This window comes from Paraburkholderia sp. BL17N1 (genome assembly GCF_003634175.1).
In the GTDB taxonomy this organism is placed as follows: Bacteria; Pseudomonadota; Gammaproteobacteria; order Burkholderiales; family Burkholderiaceae; genus Paraburkholderia.
Genome location: NZ_RBIW01000002.1, coordinates 1436737 through 1453087, shown reverse-complemented (window position 1 = coordinate 1453087; position 16351 = coordinate 1436737). Strand labels below are relative to the sequence as shown.

Sequence of the window (16351 nt, the reverse complement as noted above, 5' to 3'; positions counted from 1 at the left end):
TTGCACGCCTGCGCCGACGGCGTGTGGAGGAAATGTCTTTCCCCTCGCGCCCTCAAACGTCCGGTTCCCTCGTTTCCCCACACGCTGCGGTGCGGCGAAACCTTCGCCCCCAAAGAAAGACCGTCCTACACATTAGGCAGGTGTCTCGCTTGAGATTGAGTCCCTGCCTACAGCGTCTGCCCGCTCTGGCCGATGGGCAATTGCAGCCCGTTGCGCCATAAGGGCCTGCAGTTCTACACGATCAACACTGCGACCGATTACCACTGCGCACCTCTTTTCACGCTCGATATCATGGCATTGAAGAGTTTGTGAACGGTCCCGTGTAGGCATCGTGGCCGGAACCGCGCAGAAACTCAGCAACGATGCAGGACCGGTTGCCGAGCGTCCGCGCGGTTTTCGCGGACACAACTTCGCACTGGGGACCGTCATCACCTACGAGATGAAGATCAACGGCAAGCATCCATTGTCGGCCAGCCTGCGATGGGTTCCGACAGCTCAGCTCGGCAACGCATGACGCCAACGACGTACGAACAGGAAGGATTCATGGACCTCAATATCGTCGAGCAAGTCGCATTGACATTGCGACGTGCTGGCGAACACAGACAGCTGGTTCCCTACCAGCGCTTTCATGCGCTTTTCGACCCCATGGATCCGCTGTCCAGCCGGTACGCCGCGCTAGAGAAAGCTGTTGCTCTGCTGGCTGGGGAGAGCGGCGTCGACTACGGTGCGCTACTCAGTCTGGCGAATGGACTTGCGGGAAAGGAATTTTATTTGCGCTTCAGGCGCAACAGATTCGACGACTATCTGGCTGTCATGGGCAGTCAGATGCACGAACATTCGTTAAAGAAAAAGAGGTGTCTCGTTGAAGCAGAGCGTGCCCGCGTTTTCGATGATGCAACGTTGTCGAAGCCGACCCCGCGGTCGGCGACGTGAGCAAACTCAAAGTCGGCGATGAGGTTCACATCGCCATGAGGACGCCTTGCTGTTGTCGACGGACAAAGCCGATCCGGGGCACCGTCTAACGCGCGGCTTCCCTGCGTCGCAACGAGTCAGGCAAGCCGTACAGCACGATCAGCGCGCACACCAGGCTCATCGTACCGATCACATACAAGGCCGGCGTCGTACTGCCGGTCAGGTCTCTCACACGCCCCACCATGATCGGGCTCACAATCCCGCCGAGTTGGCCGAGCGTGTTAATCAACGCGATCCCACCCGCCGCGCCCGCGCCCGTGACGAGCTTCGGCGGCAGCGCCCAGAACGCTGGAATCGATGCGACTACGCCCGCCCCCATCACAGCCAGCGCGACGACCAGCAACGCCGTCTGCTTGTCGAAGAACCCCGCGGCAAAGAAGCCGATCGCCGACATCACCAGCAAGCCGAACACGAACTTCCGTCGCTCGCCGCTCGCATCGGACAGGCGCCCGACCACCACCATGCAGATTGCGCCGGCAATATAGGGCACTGCCGTCAGCAAGCCGATCACCGTCGGGTTGTTCGTACCCGCCACGTGAATCAGATGCGGCGCCCAGAAATTCAATCCATACGACGCCACCTGAATCAGGAAGTACACCAGCCCCAGCGTGAGAAAGCCCGGCGTCCTGATGGCGCCCATCAACGAATGCCCGGTATCCGGATGACGGCTCTGTTGCGCAATCTGCCCCGAAAGAAAGGACTTTTCCGCGGGCGACAGCCAACCTGCATCCTCGATACGGTCCTTCAACAGTTTCAGCACCAGATAGCCCAGCACGATGCACGGCAACCCGCCGAGCAGAAACAGCCAGTGCCAGCCCGGCATGCCGAGCACGCCGTTCATGTGTCCAATCACGAGCCCCGCAAGCGGCGCGCCGACCAGGCCGGAAAACGCAGACGCGAGAAACAGCATCGACGTGATACGCCCGCGATAGCTCGGCGGAAACCACAGCGTCAGGTAGTACAGCACGCCCGGCGCGAAGCCCGCTTCCATGGCGCCGATCACGAAACGCAGCCCGTAGAACTGCCATTCATTGCTGACGAACACCATCGCTGCCGTCGCCAGGCCCCACGAGATCATGATCCGCGCGATCCAGCGCCGTGCCCCGACCTTGTACAGAAACAGATTGCTTGGTACTTCGAACAGCACGTAGCCGATTACGAACAGGCTGGCGCCGAGACCATAAGCGGTGTCGGACAAGCCGAGGTCGCTCTGCAACTGGAACTTCGCGAAGCTGATGTTGATGCGGTCGAAGAATGCAAACAGATAGCAGATCATGATCAACGGCATCAACCGCCACGCCACTTTGCGGATGATGGCCGCAGCATCGTTCGAGCTGTGCTCGCGGTTGCCGGTTGCGACTGCGCCCAGGTCACTCATGTTCGTCTCCAATGCCGGATTCGGCGAAGCCGTCCGGTCGTCTAATCGATTAGGAAAATATCAAATTTGTAGAACGTATTCGGGTACGGGATGCAGGTCGCGGTTACGGCCTGCCTTCGCCAGTTGCCCCGGGACGTCGTGGCCGAGCAACGCGGGCAAGCCGCGCGACAACGCGATCAGCTTTTCCAGATCGATGCCGGTGGGGATGCCCATTTCGTCGCACATGTTCACGAGGTCTTCCGTGCAGATATTGCCGGACGCGCCCGGTGCGAACGGACATCCGCCGAGGCCACCCAGTGCGGCATCGAAGCGGCGCGCGCCGGCTTCGTATGCCGCCAGAACATTCGCAAGACCCAGCCCGCGTGTGTTGTGGAAGTGCAGCGTGAGCGCGGCGGCCGGCAGACGTTCGAGTACCCGTGTGACAAGGCGTGTCACCTGGCGCGGGTTCGCCATGCCGGTCGTGTCGGCAAGCGTGATGCCCTCGATGCCCATCTCACGATATGTATCGACAATGCCGATCACGCGGTCTTCGTCGATCTTGCCTTCGAACGGACAGCCGAATGCCGTCGCCACCGACGCGTTCAACAGCACGCCCGAGCCCTTCACGTGCCGCACGATATCGCCGAACGCCACCAGCGACGACTCGCAGCTCATCCGCATATTGGCCCGGTTGTGCGTCTGACTCGCGGACATCACGAGGTTCAGTTCATCGGCACGCGCAGCCAGCGCGCGTTCGGCGCCCTTCAGATTCGGGATCAACGCCACGTAGATCACGCCCGGTTGCCGCTCGATCTGCTGGAACACCGCCTCGCCGTCACGCAACGCAGGAATCGCTTTCGGCGAAACGAAGGAGCCGGCCTCGATGCGGGTGAAACCCGCGGTGGATAGCGCGTTGATCAGCGCGATCTTGTCGGGCGTATCGACCCATGTGGGTTCGATCTGCAAGCCGTCGCGCGGCGCGACTTCCTGCACGATCAGTTTGTCAAATTGCGGGGTGTTCAAAACGCGAGTCATTGCACGGCTCCTTCGCGGCGCAGCCGCTCGATTTCGTCGTTGGCGAATCCCAGTTGGCTGAGCACGCTGCCGGTATGCTCGCCTAACGTCGGCCCTTGCCAGCGCACTTCGCCCGGCGTGTCCGAGAGCTTCGGCACGATCCCCGGCATCTTCACCGACGCGCCGCCCGGCAGTTGCGCCTCCAGCAACATGTCGCGCGCCTGGTAGTGCGGATCGGCGACGATATCGGCCACCGAATAGATGCGCCCCGAGGGCACTTCAGCACGTTCGAGCGCCGCCAGCACGTCGTCGGTGGAATGGTGCGAAGTCCATTCGGTGATGGCCTGATCGAGCATCGCGCAGTGCCGAACGCGGCCGTCGTTGCGCGCCAACGCGGGATCGTCGGCGAGATCGGGACGGCCGATTACCTGCATCAGGCGTTTGAAAATCGGATCGCTATTACCGGCGATCACGACGAAGCCTTCGTCTTCCGTGCGATACGTATTGGACGGCGCAATGCCAGGCAACGCGCCGCCGCTCCTCTCGCGCACATGGCCGAGCAGATCGTATTCCGGCACGAGGCTTTCCATCAGATTGAACACGCTTTCGACCAGCGATACATCCACCACCTGGCCTTCGCCCTGCCCCGTCTTCACACGCAGCAGCGACATCAGCGCGCCGATCACGCCATGCAGCGACGCAAGCGAATCGCCGAGACTCACGCCCACGCGCGCCGGTGCGCCATCCACTTCGCCGGTCGTGTAGCGGATGCCGCCCATCGCTTCGCCGATCGCGCCGAAGCCAGGACGATCGCGATACGGACCACTCTGACCGTAGCCGGAAATGCGGACCATCGTCAGTTTCGGATTGACAGCGTGCAGCACGTCCCAGCCGAGGCCGAGCTTTTCGAGCGCGCCGGGGCGGAGGTTTTCGATCACGACGTCGGCGTCGGCCGCGAGCCGCTTAACGATCTCGACACCGTCCGCCGACTTCAGATTCACGCAGATGGACTTCTTGTTGCGCGACTGCAGATACCACCAGAGCGAGGTGCCCTCGTGCAGCTTGCGCCATTTGCGAAGGGGATCGCCGCTCTCGGGCGCTTCGATCTTGATGACGTCGGCGCCGAACTCGGCCATGAGGCGCGCGGCAAACGGCGCGGCGATGAGGGTTCCGATCTCGATGACGCGGATACCCTGAAGGGGTCCACCCATAATGCTGTCTCCGATGCTGGTTTCGTGTTGGGAGACAGCTTATGAGCGGTAAGACCGCAGCGTCCAACCGCAAATCGCCAACGACCGTTCGCGAACGGCGAACGCTCTCCTTCAAGCGTTGATGGGCAGGGCCTCCGAGGCTTCGACGGTGCGCAGATGGTCGAACAACAGGCGGCTCACCGGCGACAAGGCATCGACATCGCGCACCACCAGCACGAGGCTGCGCGCCGACCAATCGTCTTCGAGCGGGGCGCCGACGAGACCCAGCGGCCGGCCCATCAGTTGATACACCTTCAGCGGCAACACGCCGACGCCCATGCCGGCCTGCACCATCCGGCAAACCGCATCGAAGCCGGGCACGTGGATGCGCAACCGCAACGGCTTGCCCGCCTGACGTGCGGCAAGGTGCGTACGGGCGTTGATGGAACTCGCGGCGTGCAGACCGACGTGATCGCCATCCAGCGTTTCGACGAAGGCGACGCTTTCGCGCGCCGCCAACGGATGATCGTCGCGCATTACGAGCACCAGCGAATCGTGCCGGTAGTGTTCGACGTGCAGATCGCGCGTGTCGGCGTCGCCGGAACAGATGCCGACGTCGACGAGGCTGTCGTCGACGGCTTCGACCACGCCGCCGCTCGGCCGCTCTTCCAGATCGAGCTTGACGCGCTCGTGCTGCAACTGGAACGCGCGCAAATCTTCCGGCAGGAATTCGACGATCGCCGAGAGGTTGGCCATCATGCGCACATAGCCGCGCACGCCGCTCGCATGGCCGGCCAGTTCAATGCCGATGTTCTCGATGTCGCGCATCACGCGGCGCGCGTGATGCAGCAGCGTTTCGCCCGCCGGCGTAAGCGTCATGCCACGCGCGTTGCGCTGGAACAGCGTGGCGCCGACCGCCTGTTCGAGTTCGAGCAGACGCTTGCTCGCGGCGGAGACGGCAATCGCCTCGCGCTCGGCGGCACGCGTGAGCGTGCCTTCCTCGTAGACCGCGAGAAAGAGTTGCAGCGTGGTGAGGTCGAGCCTTCGGAGAAGGTTTTTGATTACCATGACGGGGCGCCGCGTTGTTGTGCGATCCGCCTATTCTGACGCCAGACGCAAAAAATAGGTGCCGTGCCCTCGCGGATTCCGCCCTTCGTCAAAGGAAGTCTTCCGATGCCCACCGTCGCGATCGCGATCTTTCCCGGGGTGCAGGCGCTCGACGTCGCCGGTCCGGTCGACGTGTTTTCCGAAGCCAACCGCTTCATCGCGCCCGCGGATGCCTACGAGGTCAGGTTGCTCAGCGCCGAAGCCGCGCCGCTGCGCGCGTCCAACGGCATGATGCTGGTCGCCGACGCTACCTTCGACACGGCACGCGGTCCGTTCGATCTTGCGCTGGTCGCGGGCGGCCCGGCGCTACCGGACGTGGTGCCTGATGCGCCACTGCTCGAGTGGTTAGCGAACGTCGCCACAAAGTGCGGCCGCTACGGTTCGATCTGCACCGGCGCGTTCGCGCTCGGTCACGCAGGCCTGCTCGACGATCGCAACGTGACGACGCATTGGCAGCACGCCGCGCAACTGGCGGCGCAATTTCCAAAGGCGCGCGTCGACTTCGACCGTATCTATCTGCGTGACGGGCAACTCGTTACGTCGGCCGGCGTGACCGCGGGCATCGATCTGTCGCTCGCTTTAGTTGCGGAGGATCACGGTCCGCACACAGCCCTCGCCGTCGCGAAACGTCTGGTGGTGTTCGCACAGCGGCAGGGCGGCCAATCGCAATTCAGCCCCTACCTGACAGCACCCGCCGACGACACCTCGCCAGTCGCCAAAGTCCAGGCGCACGTCATGGAACGGATTCGCGAGAGCTTTTCGGTGAAGCAACTCGCGGATGTCGCAGGCATGAGCGCCCGCAACTTCGCGCGCGTGTTCGTGCAGGAGACCGGCGTGACGCCGCATGAATTCGTCGAACGCGCCCGTGTGGATGCGGCGCGCAAGCTGCTCGAAAGCAGCGGCGCGGCGCTCAAGGCGATTGCGTACGACTGCGGCTTCGGCACGGCGGATCGCATGCGTATCGTCTTCACCAAACGGATTGGTGCGACGCCGATGCAGTATCGCGAGCGCTTTCGCCCGGCTTGACGTGAAGCGCAAGCACTCGCGGTGAGAGCCGCCGCACGCGGAAAAATGTCGCGTGAGAAAATAGCCGCCTTTTCAGGCCAACAATCTCAAGGACGACATGACCACTTCTTCTCCGATCCGCGCGATCGTCACCGGCCACACACGCGGTCTGGGCGCGGCGCTCGCCGAACAACTTCTGGCTCGCGATATCGCCGTGCTGGGATTGTCCCGCTCGCGTCACGACACGCTCAAAGCGCGCTTCCCGGCGCTGCTCGAAGAAATCGAACTGGAACTGGCCGACACCGCGCGCGTCGCGCAATGGATCGCGAGCGATGCGCTGCGTGGATTCGTTAGCGGCGCGCAGACGGTTCTGCTGATCAACAACGCGGGCATGGTGCAGCCCATCGGCCCGATTGAAGGACAAGACGCGGCATCCATCGCGACCGCCGTGAGCCTCAATGTCGCCACGCCCTTGATGCTGGCCAGCGCGCTCGCCGCAGCCGCCGTCGATGCAAGCGACCGGCGCATCGTGCATATCTCCAGCGGTGCCGCACGCAACGCGTATCCCGGCTGGAGCATCTACTGCGCGACGAAGGCCGCGCTCGATCATCACGCACGCGCCGTCGAGCTCGATGCGAATCGTGGGCTGCGCATCTGCAGTCTGGCGCCGGGTGTGATCGATACGAATATGCAGGCGGAGATTCGCGGCAGCGGCGTCGAACAGTTCCCCATGCGCGAGCGATTCGAAGAACTCAAGCGCAATGGCCAACTGTCGACGCCTGAACAATGTGCGACCCAGTTGCTCGATTACGCATTGAGCGATGCGTTCGGCCAAACGCCGGTCGCCGACATTCGCGAGATCGCAAAGCCCGTGTGATGCGCTGATAACGGAGCAAAAAGGGAGCGCATCACGCGCTCCCGAAAACCCTCACCTTTCGCCTGATTCTTCGCAAATCTACACGCCGGGCGCGACCATCACACCGCGCTCGGCCGCACCGAGTTCGCCGTGCGGCACGAACACATAGCCGCGCCCCCATACCGTTTGCACATAGCGCGGCTCGGACGGATCGATTTCGATCAGCCGACGTAGCCGCCAGATCGACACGTCCAAACTACGCCCTTGATGCAATACGCTATTGCCGCGCAGTTTCTCGTTGAGCTGCACGCGCGTGAGCACGGTCATCGCGTGATTGACGAAGATCTTCAGCAGCGCGAACTCGGAACTGCGCAACGCGAAGTGCTCGTTGTCGCGGCGCAATTCGCGCGCGGAGAAGTTCAGCTCGCAGCGGCCAAAGCGATAAGGCGGCCGTGTCTCCGGCGCGCCGGGCGCGAGCGAGCCGCGCCGTCGCAGCAAGACGCGAATTCGCGCGAGCAGCTCGGCCGGGTCGGCGGGCTTGCTCATGAAGTCGTCGGCGCCGAGTTCGAGACCGATCACGCGATCAATCGCTTTGCTGCTTGCCGATAGCAGAATCACGGGCACGTCGTTGCCGCTCATGCGCAAGTCGCGCAACACGGCGAGCCCGTCGCCGTGCGGCGCCGAGATGTCGAGCACCAGCAACGAAGGCCGCTCCATCTCGATCACATGCTTGAGCCCGGCGGCAGGCGGACGTGCCGACACACCGCAGCCTTGGCCGCGCAATGATTCGCCCACCACGGCAGTCAAGCCGGCGTCGGCACCCACGAAAAGAATATGCTGACTCATCCAACTGATTCCAGGAGACGATCGTTTTTCAGAGACAGGCATCTGGCAGGCGGATATAGCCGATCCGCGCACCCTGTCGTCCGCGTCGCCATCTTCCCTGCTTGCGCGTGTTCTCAAAACGCGGAACAGCCCCTTAGGTTGCCAATTTCTTCCCAACTCTTTCAATGTGAAACGTGATATGAGTCGGCGCGTGTGACGCACCGTACGATTCACGGGCTCCTCTCCCGAAAAACCTCACCTTTGAGACGGAGCGCTTGGGGTTCGAGGCGAGGTGCGCGTCAGATTGCTCCCGAAAACCCTCACCTTTCGAGCTTGGGGGCAGGCCGCAAAGGCATGCTGGGCTTGGCTCGACTACTCCAAAACAGGCCACTCCCGCAAACCCTCACCTTTAAAGCCGGTGGAGTAATTTGCATACCCAGGTAAGCAGCGGCGCGCGCGCGGGCCTTCGCGCGTGATGGAGATGCAAGATTTACGCGGGAGTTGCGCACTGTGATCGTGAGCGCGGATCAATTTCGCCGATCACCGTTTTGATCCCGATGCGCGAAACGCGGAGAAAGCGGCATGGTCCGCGCATGCGGCGATAAACGAGGCGTTGCGGCGAGCGTCGCATGAATACGCGGGAGGTCCCGAATATCCTCACCTTAGAGCAGGCAGAGGCGTCCGGAAGCATCGCCTCGATCGCTGCGCCAGCCGGTTTATCGGCATTTATCCCGTGTTTCGACAGTCGCCGTGACTGCGAAACAGACTCAAACACCGGCGAGCGCAAGTCTCCCGAAAACTCTCACCTTTGCGTTCACTCGCAGCGAAAGCCGCGCTCAGCTCGCCAGTTTGCGGAACGTTTCCAGCACCGCTTCGCCCTTGAACGGTTTGACGATCCAGCCTTTCACTCCGGCTGCCTTGCCGCGCTCCTTCATCGCCGGGCTGCTCTCGGTCGTCAGCATGATGACGTTGACCGTCTTGTTCGCGAGCTCGCCGCGAATCTTCTCGACCATTGTCAGGCCGTCCATATTCGGCATGTTGACGTCGCTGATCACCAGCTTGATGCCGGGGCTCGCCTTCAGCTTGGCGAGGCCGTCCTTGCCGTCCACGGCCGTGTCGACGTCCAGACCGTTTTTCTTCAGAAAGCCGGCCACTTCGTCGCGCACCGTGCTCGAATCATCCACCACCAGAATTTTTGACATGTTTCTTCCTATGACAACACTCAGAACAGATCCAGTTCGCCTGCCTCGACCATTGCGCCGACGTCGTCCGCGACTTCCTTGAAGTCCTCCGGCGACCAGCTCAGGCTGAACACAAAACGTTGATGCAACTTGACCGCGCGGTTCGACTGCGGGTCCTTCAACCAATACGTGAAGCACAGTTGCGGATTGCCGCTGCCGAACGAGATGTACTTGTGCTTGTGATTCACCAGCAGCGGCACCTGCACCTGGCTGCGCGTCCAGGCGTCCGCGTCGCCGGCGTAGCGGTTCTTGAAGGAACCCCAGATCAGATTCGTCACTTCGCCGAGCACGCTGTTCAGGTCGCGGAAATCCGCTTCGCCGTGCCGCGCGTTATCAATCATCTGATAGCGATCAAGCAGTTCGAGGATCGGCGTCTCTTCGGCCTGCATCATCATGTAGCCGCGGCACCATGCGCTTTCCAGCGGAATCAGGCTGAACACCTCACCGAAGATGATGCGGTCGCGCACGATATACGGCGTGTCGCACGTGATGGCCAGGTCCTTGAACACATCGCCAAGAATCGCCTGCGTCATGTCGGCGATGCCACGCACCAGCGCGTTCGGATAATCCAGGCTGAAGATGTAGTCGTCGATCACCTGGCGCAGCGGCGCCATATCGTGCGCGACGTACGCGGCGCAGACCACGCGTCGCAAGCTCTCCGGCAAGCTCTCCATGCCGGGATCGCTGTCCCGGCGCATGATGATAGGCAACTCGGGGCGCACCGCATTGATCCTGATCGCGATCTCGGCGCTCGCTTCCGGCGAGCCGCCATAACTTTCGGCAAACAGCACCGCGCCCAGATCGATGTTCGAGCGCAGCACCGATTGCAGACGATTCTTGCCGACTTTCACGCCGACCAGATTGTTCTCGTCGCAAAAGCGCTTCAGCGCTTCTTTGTGCGCCGGGCAGTCGTCCAGCACCAGCACTTTGCTGACCGGCTTGTTCATGTTCATGTCGCGTCCCCGCTCACAACGGCTAATCAACTCACGGTCAGAACAACTCCAGCTCGCCGCTGGTTTCTTCGACAGCACTCGTATCGGCGACGAAGTCGAGCGGCGCATCCGCGCACACGCACACTGTCGCGGCAAGCCGCACGCCGGCGTCGAGCGTGATCGAATACGACGACAGCAAAGCCGGTTTCAATTCATGCAAATGCGGCAGGCAACGCGCGTTCAGCACATAAGGCGTCGACATCCCGAGGTCGGGGAAATAGCGCAGCAACTCCTGATTCATCGCTCCGCAACACAGATTGCAGATTTCCAGAAAGGCTTCCTGGAAATCGCGTTCTTCTATCGAGTCTTTCAGGTAGTAGCTGCGCGTGCTGTCGTCTTCGTCGAAATGGAGGATCAGCAGCAATCTGAACACGATTGACGAAATGGTCAGCACAACCACTTGCGTGTCTTTGGATACGTCAATATTAGCGTCGGCTATCGGCGCGATCTCGCACAGATCGCCCGAATCCAGCGGCAAGCGCGCCTGCGCCGCCTTGCGAAAAATGCGGTCGAAGCTGTCCCTGGCGTGGGCCGAGATCACGCCGCCACCTCGTGCAGCTTCGAATGAAACTGGTTGGCCAGCGATTCGACGCTGGCCAGCGACGCCGCGATCATCTTGCCGCCCGCCTGGATGTCCTGAAACGTGGACGTCGTGGTCAGGTCGTTGCGATGCAGGCTGTCGCGATAGCTTTTCGACAATTCTTCGGAGCGCGCGGCAAGCGCGCGCACTTCACTGGCCACCACGGCGAAGCCGCGACCGGCCGGCCCCGCGCGCGCGGCCTCGATCGACGCGTTCAGCGACACGATCACCACGTGTCGCACGATCGAAGACAGCTCCTGATTCTTCGCGTGCATGTCGTGGTTTTGCGTCATCAGCGAGATCATCTGTTCGTGCCAGCGCTCGAATGTCGCGCCGAGACTCTTCAAACGCTCGGCTTCGCCGGCAATCTGCCGCGCGTGATGCGCCAACTGCTCTTTGTCTTCGCTAGCCAATTTCAGTGCCGCTCGCAGTTCGTCAGCGTTGCTTTGTTGTTGCGCGAGTTCCTCGCGCAACAGTGTGGTCAACGCGTGCAGTTCCTGCTCGGCCTGTTCTCGCTTGCGAATGGCTGCGCCGTAATCGGCCCGCTCAGCCTCGAGCCTTGAGATGCTGGCTTGCGCTTCGGCACGCAGCCGTGCCGTCAGCTTCACGCTGTGCAGCCTGTGCGCGGCAAATGCCAGCAGCGCGGTCACCGCGCTGCCTACTGCCACCGCCAATACATACTGTTGAATCACAACCGTTCCCTTCGAATTGCGTCGCGACGCACGCGGACCAGGTGCTCAGTCCGCCATCGCGTCGAGTTGCAGTGCGCCGGCTTCGCGACGTGCTTCCATGCCGAGCGTATCGACGGCAACGCTATCCGGCAGGCAGACGATCGTCTGGAACTGACGGAAGGCCGCGCCTTTGCGGTCGTCGGTGAAGCGCAGTTCGATGCTGCCGTTCGCGCGCTTGAGGAAGTCACGCACGGCGTCCATGCCGACACCACGGCCCGACAACTCCGTGACCGTTTCCGCAGTCGAGAAGCCCGGCCGGAAAATGAAATCGGCGATCGCTTCGTCGCTCGGCGTGTCGTCGCGGCCGATCCAGCCGCGCTCCATGGCGATGCCGCGAATGCGTTCGAGCGCGAGGCCGCGGCCGTCGTCGCTGAGTGTGATCTGCAATGCGCCGCTGTCCACGCCGACTTCGATATCGATCGCGCCGGCCGGCGCCTTGCCGCGGGAGCTGCGCGCCTCGGCGGTTTCAATGCCGTGATCCATCGAATTGCGCAGCAGATGCATGAACACGTTGTTCAGCGTGCCGCCCGCCTGGCCACGCAGACGGTAACCGTTGTCGTCGATATGCACGGTCGGCGCGGGCTTGCCCAACTCGCTCGCCAGCGAGGGCAGCGAGTCGAGCACGCCGGAGAGCGCGTCGCGCACGCTTTCGCTGCCCAGTGCGCGCAGCGTGCGGCGCAGCGCATCGCGCATCGACTGAAGTTCGTGCAGTTCGCCGGCGTTGGTTTGCTCCAGCATGCTCAGCGTGTGCTGGATATGGTCTTTCGCGACCATGACGTAGTGGCCTGAATTGGCGGCGTCGTTCGTCTGACCGTTGCCCTTGCTCTTGCGGCCAAGGCTCTGCTCGTTGATCTTCGCGTAGCTGTCGATGGCATCGCGCACGCGCGTCAGTTCGCGCATCAGATGCTCCTGATCCCACGAACGATCCGCGTCCGGTTGGCGCAGTTCGTGGTAGCTCTGCTCGGTTTCGTGCACGACGTTGGTCAGATGCTGCAGGTTGTAGGTCCGCGCATTGCCCTTGATGGTGTGCATGTTGCGGAACAGTTCGGCAATCGCGGCGTGATCCGCTTCCGAATGCTTGCGAATGATCCGCTCGTTCTCACTGATAAAGCCCGCTGAGCTCTCGATGAAGTGGTGGAACTTCTCCTCACTGACCGCGAGAATCTCGCCGATCATGTCGAGGCGCCGACGTTGTTCGCTGGCTTCGGCGGCCAGCTTGCGCAACTCGGTGACGTCGCGCACGCACAGCATCAGACGCTGGATCACGTCGTTTTCATCGGTAATCGCCGACCAGCTCAGGTCGAGAATCTTCACGCGGCCGTCCGGCATGCGTTTGGAAATTTCGCCGACCAGCAGATGTTGATTGAACGCGAAGTTAATGCAATCTTCGCCGAGACACGCATGCGCCGCGGCATCGACTTGAGAGAGTGCGTCCGAACCGAGATCGGTATCCGCAAACACCAGATCCATCAGGCCGCGCCCGGCAATATCCTTCGTTTCGAAGATGTCTTCCAGATATGCCGAGTACTCGGAGTGGATCACGGCGCCGTCGATCACGGTCAGAATGCCTTGCTGCATGTTCTGCAACATCGCCTGAATGTCAGCGGTTTTCTGCTTGAGTTGCGCCGAGCTTTCCTGGATCTTTTCGATCATGCCGTTGAAGGCGACGATCGAATGGCCGATCTCGTCGAGCCGTCCCACCGGCACGCGCCGTGTGAAGTCCTGGCTCGAAGCGATCTCGCTCATCATCGCCTGCATGCGACTGAGCGGGCGCGTGATCTGCCGGTAGAGCAGCGAGCCGATGGATGTCAGCAGAATGATCGCGATGCCCGTGACGACGGCGATGGCCGTGGTCGTAGTCGAAAGCGTGGTGTTCAGCGTGCTGATTGCCTCGTCTTTCTCGCGGTTCTTCTCGACGCGCAGGGTCTCGACGATCCCTTCGAGTTCGTCGCGATACTGCGCGACGTTGGCGAACAGATACGCCTGCGCGAGTTCGTTCTTGCCGTCGGCCTTCATTTTGGCCGTCTCGGCGATCGCGGAAAAATAGTTCTCGAGACTGTCGTTGGCCTGCGAAACGAGGCCCTTCTGAGCGTGGCTCGCGGCATCTTTCGCTTGCAACGCGAGCGCCTGTTGCAGCGCGGCGCGCTTCTTCTTCAGTTCGTCCTGCGCCTGTGCGACCATGTTGGCGTCGGGCGCGTACACCAGCGTCATCGTGGCAAGCTGCACGTCCTTGACTTGCGACACGAGGTCGGCGGAAGCGAGCGCGCTGGGCACGACGCCTTCCGTAACCTTGCGCACCTCGGCGGCGCTCCCGCGTGTCTGGTAGACGGCGTAACCGCCAATCGCCGATAACGCGACGAACATCAAAACAACCAATAGCGTGATGCGATGACGAATAGTCATGTGAACCCCCCGGGGTCTGGCCTTCGCGCCAGCCCTCGTTGGGAGCAGCGCGTTTTATGCGAAATTTGGTCTGACTTGCAGCGCTGCGGAGTATTGCGCAGGCATGTTACTAAGCGATGACTGAAGACTTTTTTAAAGCGTGTTCAACGCTCTAAATTAATGGCTAAAGTTTCCGCATAAAACGCCGTTAACTAGCGCCATTTTTTGATTTTTGTTCTTGTCACCATTTCAACAAACTGCGCATCCAGACTAAAGCTCCATTCGACATCATGGAGCCAAATGATGAATGTAAGCGTGCGCAGCTATCTGTCCCCGACCCTCGTCCTGCTCGCTTTCGATTGGCCCGAAGGCGGCACGCGCGAAGACTTCCTGGGTTTCGCCATCAAACGGACGCCGGGCTTTCTCTCCGCCGACGGACACGAGCGCGACGCCAGCAGTTGGCTGCCCAACCGGCTGACCTTCAAAGGCGCGGTGCCTGACACGCAGAAAGACGCGCCCACGAATGAAGCGCCCATTCAGAAATTCATGTGGTGGGATGCGCGAATCGACGAAGCGGATCGGGAGAAGTCGTTCACGTATCTCGTCTATCCAGTGGTCGGCGCGCCGGAGGCGCCGCAATTGCTCGACGCCCAGAAGGGCGAATGCAAGCTGACCCTGCCCGCGCATACGGAAGCGAACATTGGCTCGTGGTTCAACCGCGCCGTGGTCAGTTCGCAGGCGTTCGCGCGCAAAGTCGCGGCGCTGCATCTGGCGCCGGATGCAGCGCCGTCGCCGGAGCAAGCGTTGCGCCTGCGCACATGGCTCGCGAACGATCTGCAGGAAGTCTTCGCGCTCACGCTCGGTCATGCGCACCGCGCGGCGTCGGCGGTGTATCACCTGACCGATCCGCTCTGGGCGATTCCCGCCTTCGAGGCCTTCGGCAAGAAGCAGGGCAAAGCATCGCTTGCCATCGTTTACGACTCGCACAAAGTCTCGCAGAAGGGCAAGCCGCCGGCGCCGTCGCCGAATCAGCCCGCAGTCGATCAGCTCGCCGATTTCGCCACCTTCGCGCCGCGTGACAAGACGCACATCATGCATGACAAGTTCATCGTGGTGGACAACGGCAACGGCGAGGCCTCGCCGGCTCGGGTGCTGACGGGCTCGGCCAACTTCACCACCGAAGGCATCACGGAGCAGGCCAACGTGCTCCATCTGTTCGATTCGCCGGAATTGGCCGCGCTGTATAGCGAACGCGCCAAGGCGCTCGCCGGCAATCCGAGCATTGCCGCGACGGCCAGGCTCACGCCGGGCTGGTCCGACTCGATTGCGATCGGCAGCGCGAAAGTGCGGGTCTGTTTTTCGCCGGAAGCAAACGACTCGCGTTTGCAGATCGACACGATCGTCGACGCCATCAACAACGCGAAACACTCGGTGGTGTTCTGCCTCTTCATGCCGACCGACGCGCCGCTGCGCGATGCCTGTTTCGCGGCCGGCGACAAAGGTCGGATGATGTTCGGCCTGGTCAACCACATCAGCCCGACGTCGGCGCAGGCAGCGGAGGAAGCGGAAAAGAACGGACAGATCGTCTCGACGACCGCGCTCGCCAACATGGAGCTATATCACCGCGGCCGCGACAAGCACGACGTGATCGACGCGGAGTATTTTTCACCGGCGACCGTGCCGGCAGGCTTCGAACCCGAGTTGCGCCTTTTTCCAGGTGAACACGCGCCGAGCTACGCGCCGGTCATCATTCACCACAAGTTTCTCGTCATCGATGCGGAGGGTCCGAATCCCATCGTCTACACAGGCTCAGCAAACATGAGCAACAACTCGGAACATTTCAACGACGAGAACCTGCTGGAGATTCGCGACCGCCGCATCGCCGGCACGTATCTCGCGGAATTTCTACGGCTCTACGAACACTATCGGGCGCGCGCGTTGGCGATACGGCAAAAGAACGACGGCACGCATGAGCGATTGATGCTGGCGCCGGACGGGTCGTGGGCGAAGAAGTATTTCGTTGCGGACAGTCCGGAAGACAAAGCGCGTGTGGCGCTCGCGCACGGCGGCGATTAAACCGCTTGTGGGCAAACGCAAGG

15 protein-coding genes are annotated in these 16351 nt (G+C 61.9%); 5 read left to right on the top strand and 10 right to left on the bottom strand.

Features of this window, described 5'->3' with window-relative positions; genetic code table 11:
- Nucleotides 1–331 precede the first annotated feature (331 nt).
- Both B0G82_RS40175 and B0G82_RS26490 read left to right on the top strand, forming a co-directional pair.
- On the top strand, nucleotides 332–514 hold the full coding sequence (locus tag B0G82_RS40175) for a hypothetical protein (protein WP_199730169.1): 183 nt from the start codon (nucleotides 332–334) through the stop codon (nucleotides 512–514).
- A 29-nt stretch (nucleotides 515–543) separates the two neighbouring features.
- Complete coding sequence (locus B0G82_RS26490) at nucleotides 544–933, top strand: hypothetical protein (protein WP_121310862.1); 390 nt, start codon at nucleotides 544–546, stop codon at nucleotides 931–933.
- A gap of 85 nt (nucleotides 934–1018) precedes the next feature.
- On the opposite strand, the gene B0G82_RS26485 is transcribed toward B0G82_RS26490, so the two are convergent.
- The 4 genes from B0G82_RS26485 to B0G82_RS26470 form a co-directional block, all read right to left on the bottom strand.
- Entirely contained in the window at nucleotides 1019–2350 is a 1332-nt protein-coding gene (locus B0G82_RS26485; RefSeq protein WP_106281570.1) for an MFS transporter, read from the bottom strand.
- Nucleotides 2351–2410: 60 nt separating this feature from the next.
- The gene (locus tag B0G82_RS26480; RefSeq protein ID WP_121309569.1) at nucleotides 2411–3364 is read right to left on the bottom strand and encodes a hydroxymethylglutaryl-CoA lyase; all 954 of its coding nucleotides are present in this window, start codon (nucleotides 3362–3364) and stop codon (nucleotides 2411–2413) included.
- The gene (locus tag B0G82_RS26475) at nucleotides 3361–4554 is read right to left on the bottom strand and encodes a CaiB/BaiF CoA-transferase family protein (protein WP_116146672.1); all 1194 of its coding nucleotides are present in this window, start codon (nucleotides 4552–4554) and stop codon (nucleotides 3361–3363) included. The genes B0G82_RS26480 and B0G82_RS26475 overlap by 4 nt, the downstream gene beginning before the upstream one ends.
- A gap of 111 nt (nucleotides 4555–4665) precedes the next feature.
- The gene (locus B0G82_RS26470; protein WP_116122746.1) at nucleotides 4666–5601 is read right to left on the bottom strand and encodes a LysR family transcriptional regulator; all 936 of its coding nucleotides are present in this window, start codon (nucleotides 5599–5601) and stop codon (nucleotides 4666–4668) included.
- 105 nt (nucleotides 5602–5706) lie between these two features.
- Here B0G82_RS26470 and B0G82_RS26465 point away from each other — a divergent pair, with 105 nt between their 5' ends.
- Both B0G82_RS26465 and B0G82_RS26460 read left to right on the top strand, forming a co-directional pair.
- A complete protein-coding gene (locus tag B0G82_RS26465; RefSeq protein WP_116146668.1) occupies nucleotides 5707–6666 on the top strand; it encodes a GlxA family transcriptional regulator in 960 nt (319 codons plus the stop codon).
- A 97-nt stretch (nucleotides 6667–6763) separates the two neighbouring features.
- Entirely contained in the window at nucleotides 6764–7522 is a 759-nt protein-coding gene (locus B0G82_RS26460) for an SDR family oxidoreductase (RefSeq protein WP_121309568.1), read from the top strand.
- Nucleotides 7523–7600: 78 nt separating this feature from the next.
- Here B0G82_RS26460 and B0G82_RS26455 read toward each other — a convergent pair whose 3' ends face one another.
- From B0G82_RS26455 to B0G82_RS26430, 6 genes are all read right to left on the bottom strand, one after another.
- Entirely contained in the window at nucleotides 7601–8347 is a 747-nt protein-coding gene (locus tag B0G82_RS26455; protein ID WP_116122749.1) for a winged helix-turn-helix domain-containing protein, read from the bottom strand.
- A gap of 815 nt (nucleotides 8348–9162) precedes the next feature.
- The gene (locus tag B0G82_RS26450) at nucleotides 9163–9528 is read right to left on the bottom strand and encodes a response regulator (protein ID WP_106281557.1); all 366 of its coding nucleotides are present in this window, start codon (nucleotides 9526–9528) and stop codon (nucleotides 9163–9165) included.
- Nucleotides 9529–9548: 20 nt separating this feature from the next.
- On the bottom strand, nucleotides 9549–10520 hold the full coding sequence (locus B0G82_RS26445; RefSeq protein WP_106281555.1) for a chemotaxis protein CheX: 972 nt from the start codon (nucleotides 10518–10520) through the stop codon (nucleotides 9549–9551).
- Between the two features lie 37 nt (nucleotides 10521–10557).
- Entirely contained in the window at nucleotides 10558–11100 is a 543-nt protein-coding gene (locus B0G82_RS26440) for a hypothetical protein (protein WP_121309567.1), read from the bottom strand.
- Nucleotides 11097–11831, bottom strand: coding sequence for a methyl-accepting chemotaxis protein (locus B0G82_RS26435; protein ID WP_121309566.1), 735 nt, complete (start codon nucleotides 11829–11831; stop codon nucleotides 11097–11099). Before B0G82_RS26435 ends, B0G82_RS26440 begins: the two co-directional genes overlap by 4 nt.
- Before the next feature lie 45 nt (nucleotides 11832–11876).
- The gene (locus B0G82_RS26430) at nucleotides 11877–14273 is read right to left on the bottom strand and encodes a HAMP domain-containing protein (protein WP_121309565.1); all 2397 of its coding nucleotides are present in this window, start codon (nucleotides 14271–14273) and stop codon (nucleotides 11877–11879) included.
- Between the two features lie 282 nt (nucleotides 14274–14555).
- Here B0G82_RS26430 and B0G82_RS26425 point away from each other — a divergent pair, with 282 nt between their 5' ends.
- Nucleotides 14556–16328 carry a phospholipase D-like domain-containing protein gene (locus B0G82_RS26425; RefSeq protein ID WP_121309564.1) on the top strand — a complete coding sequence of 591 codons (1773 nt, stop codon included), beginning with the start codon at nucleotides 14556–14558 and terminating at the stop codon, nucleotides 16326–16328.
- The last annotated feature ends 23 nt before the right edge of the window (nucleotides 16329–16351 follow it).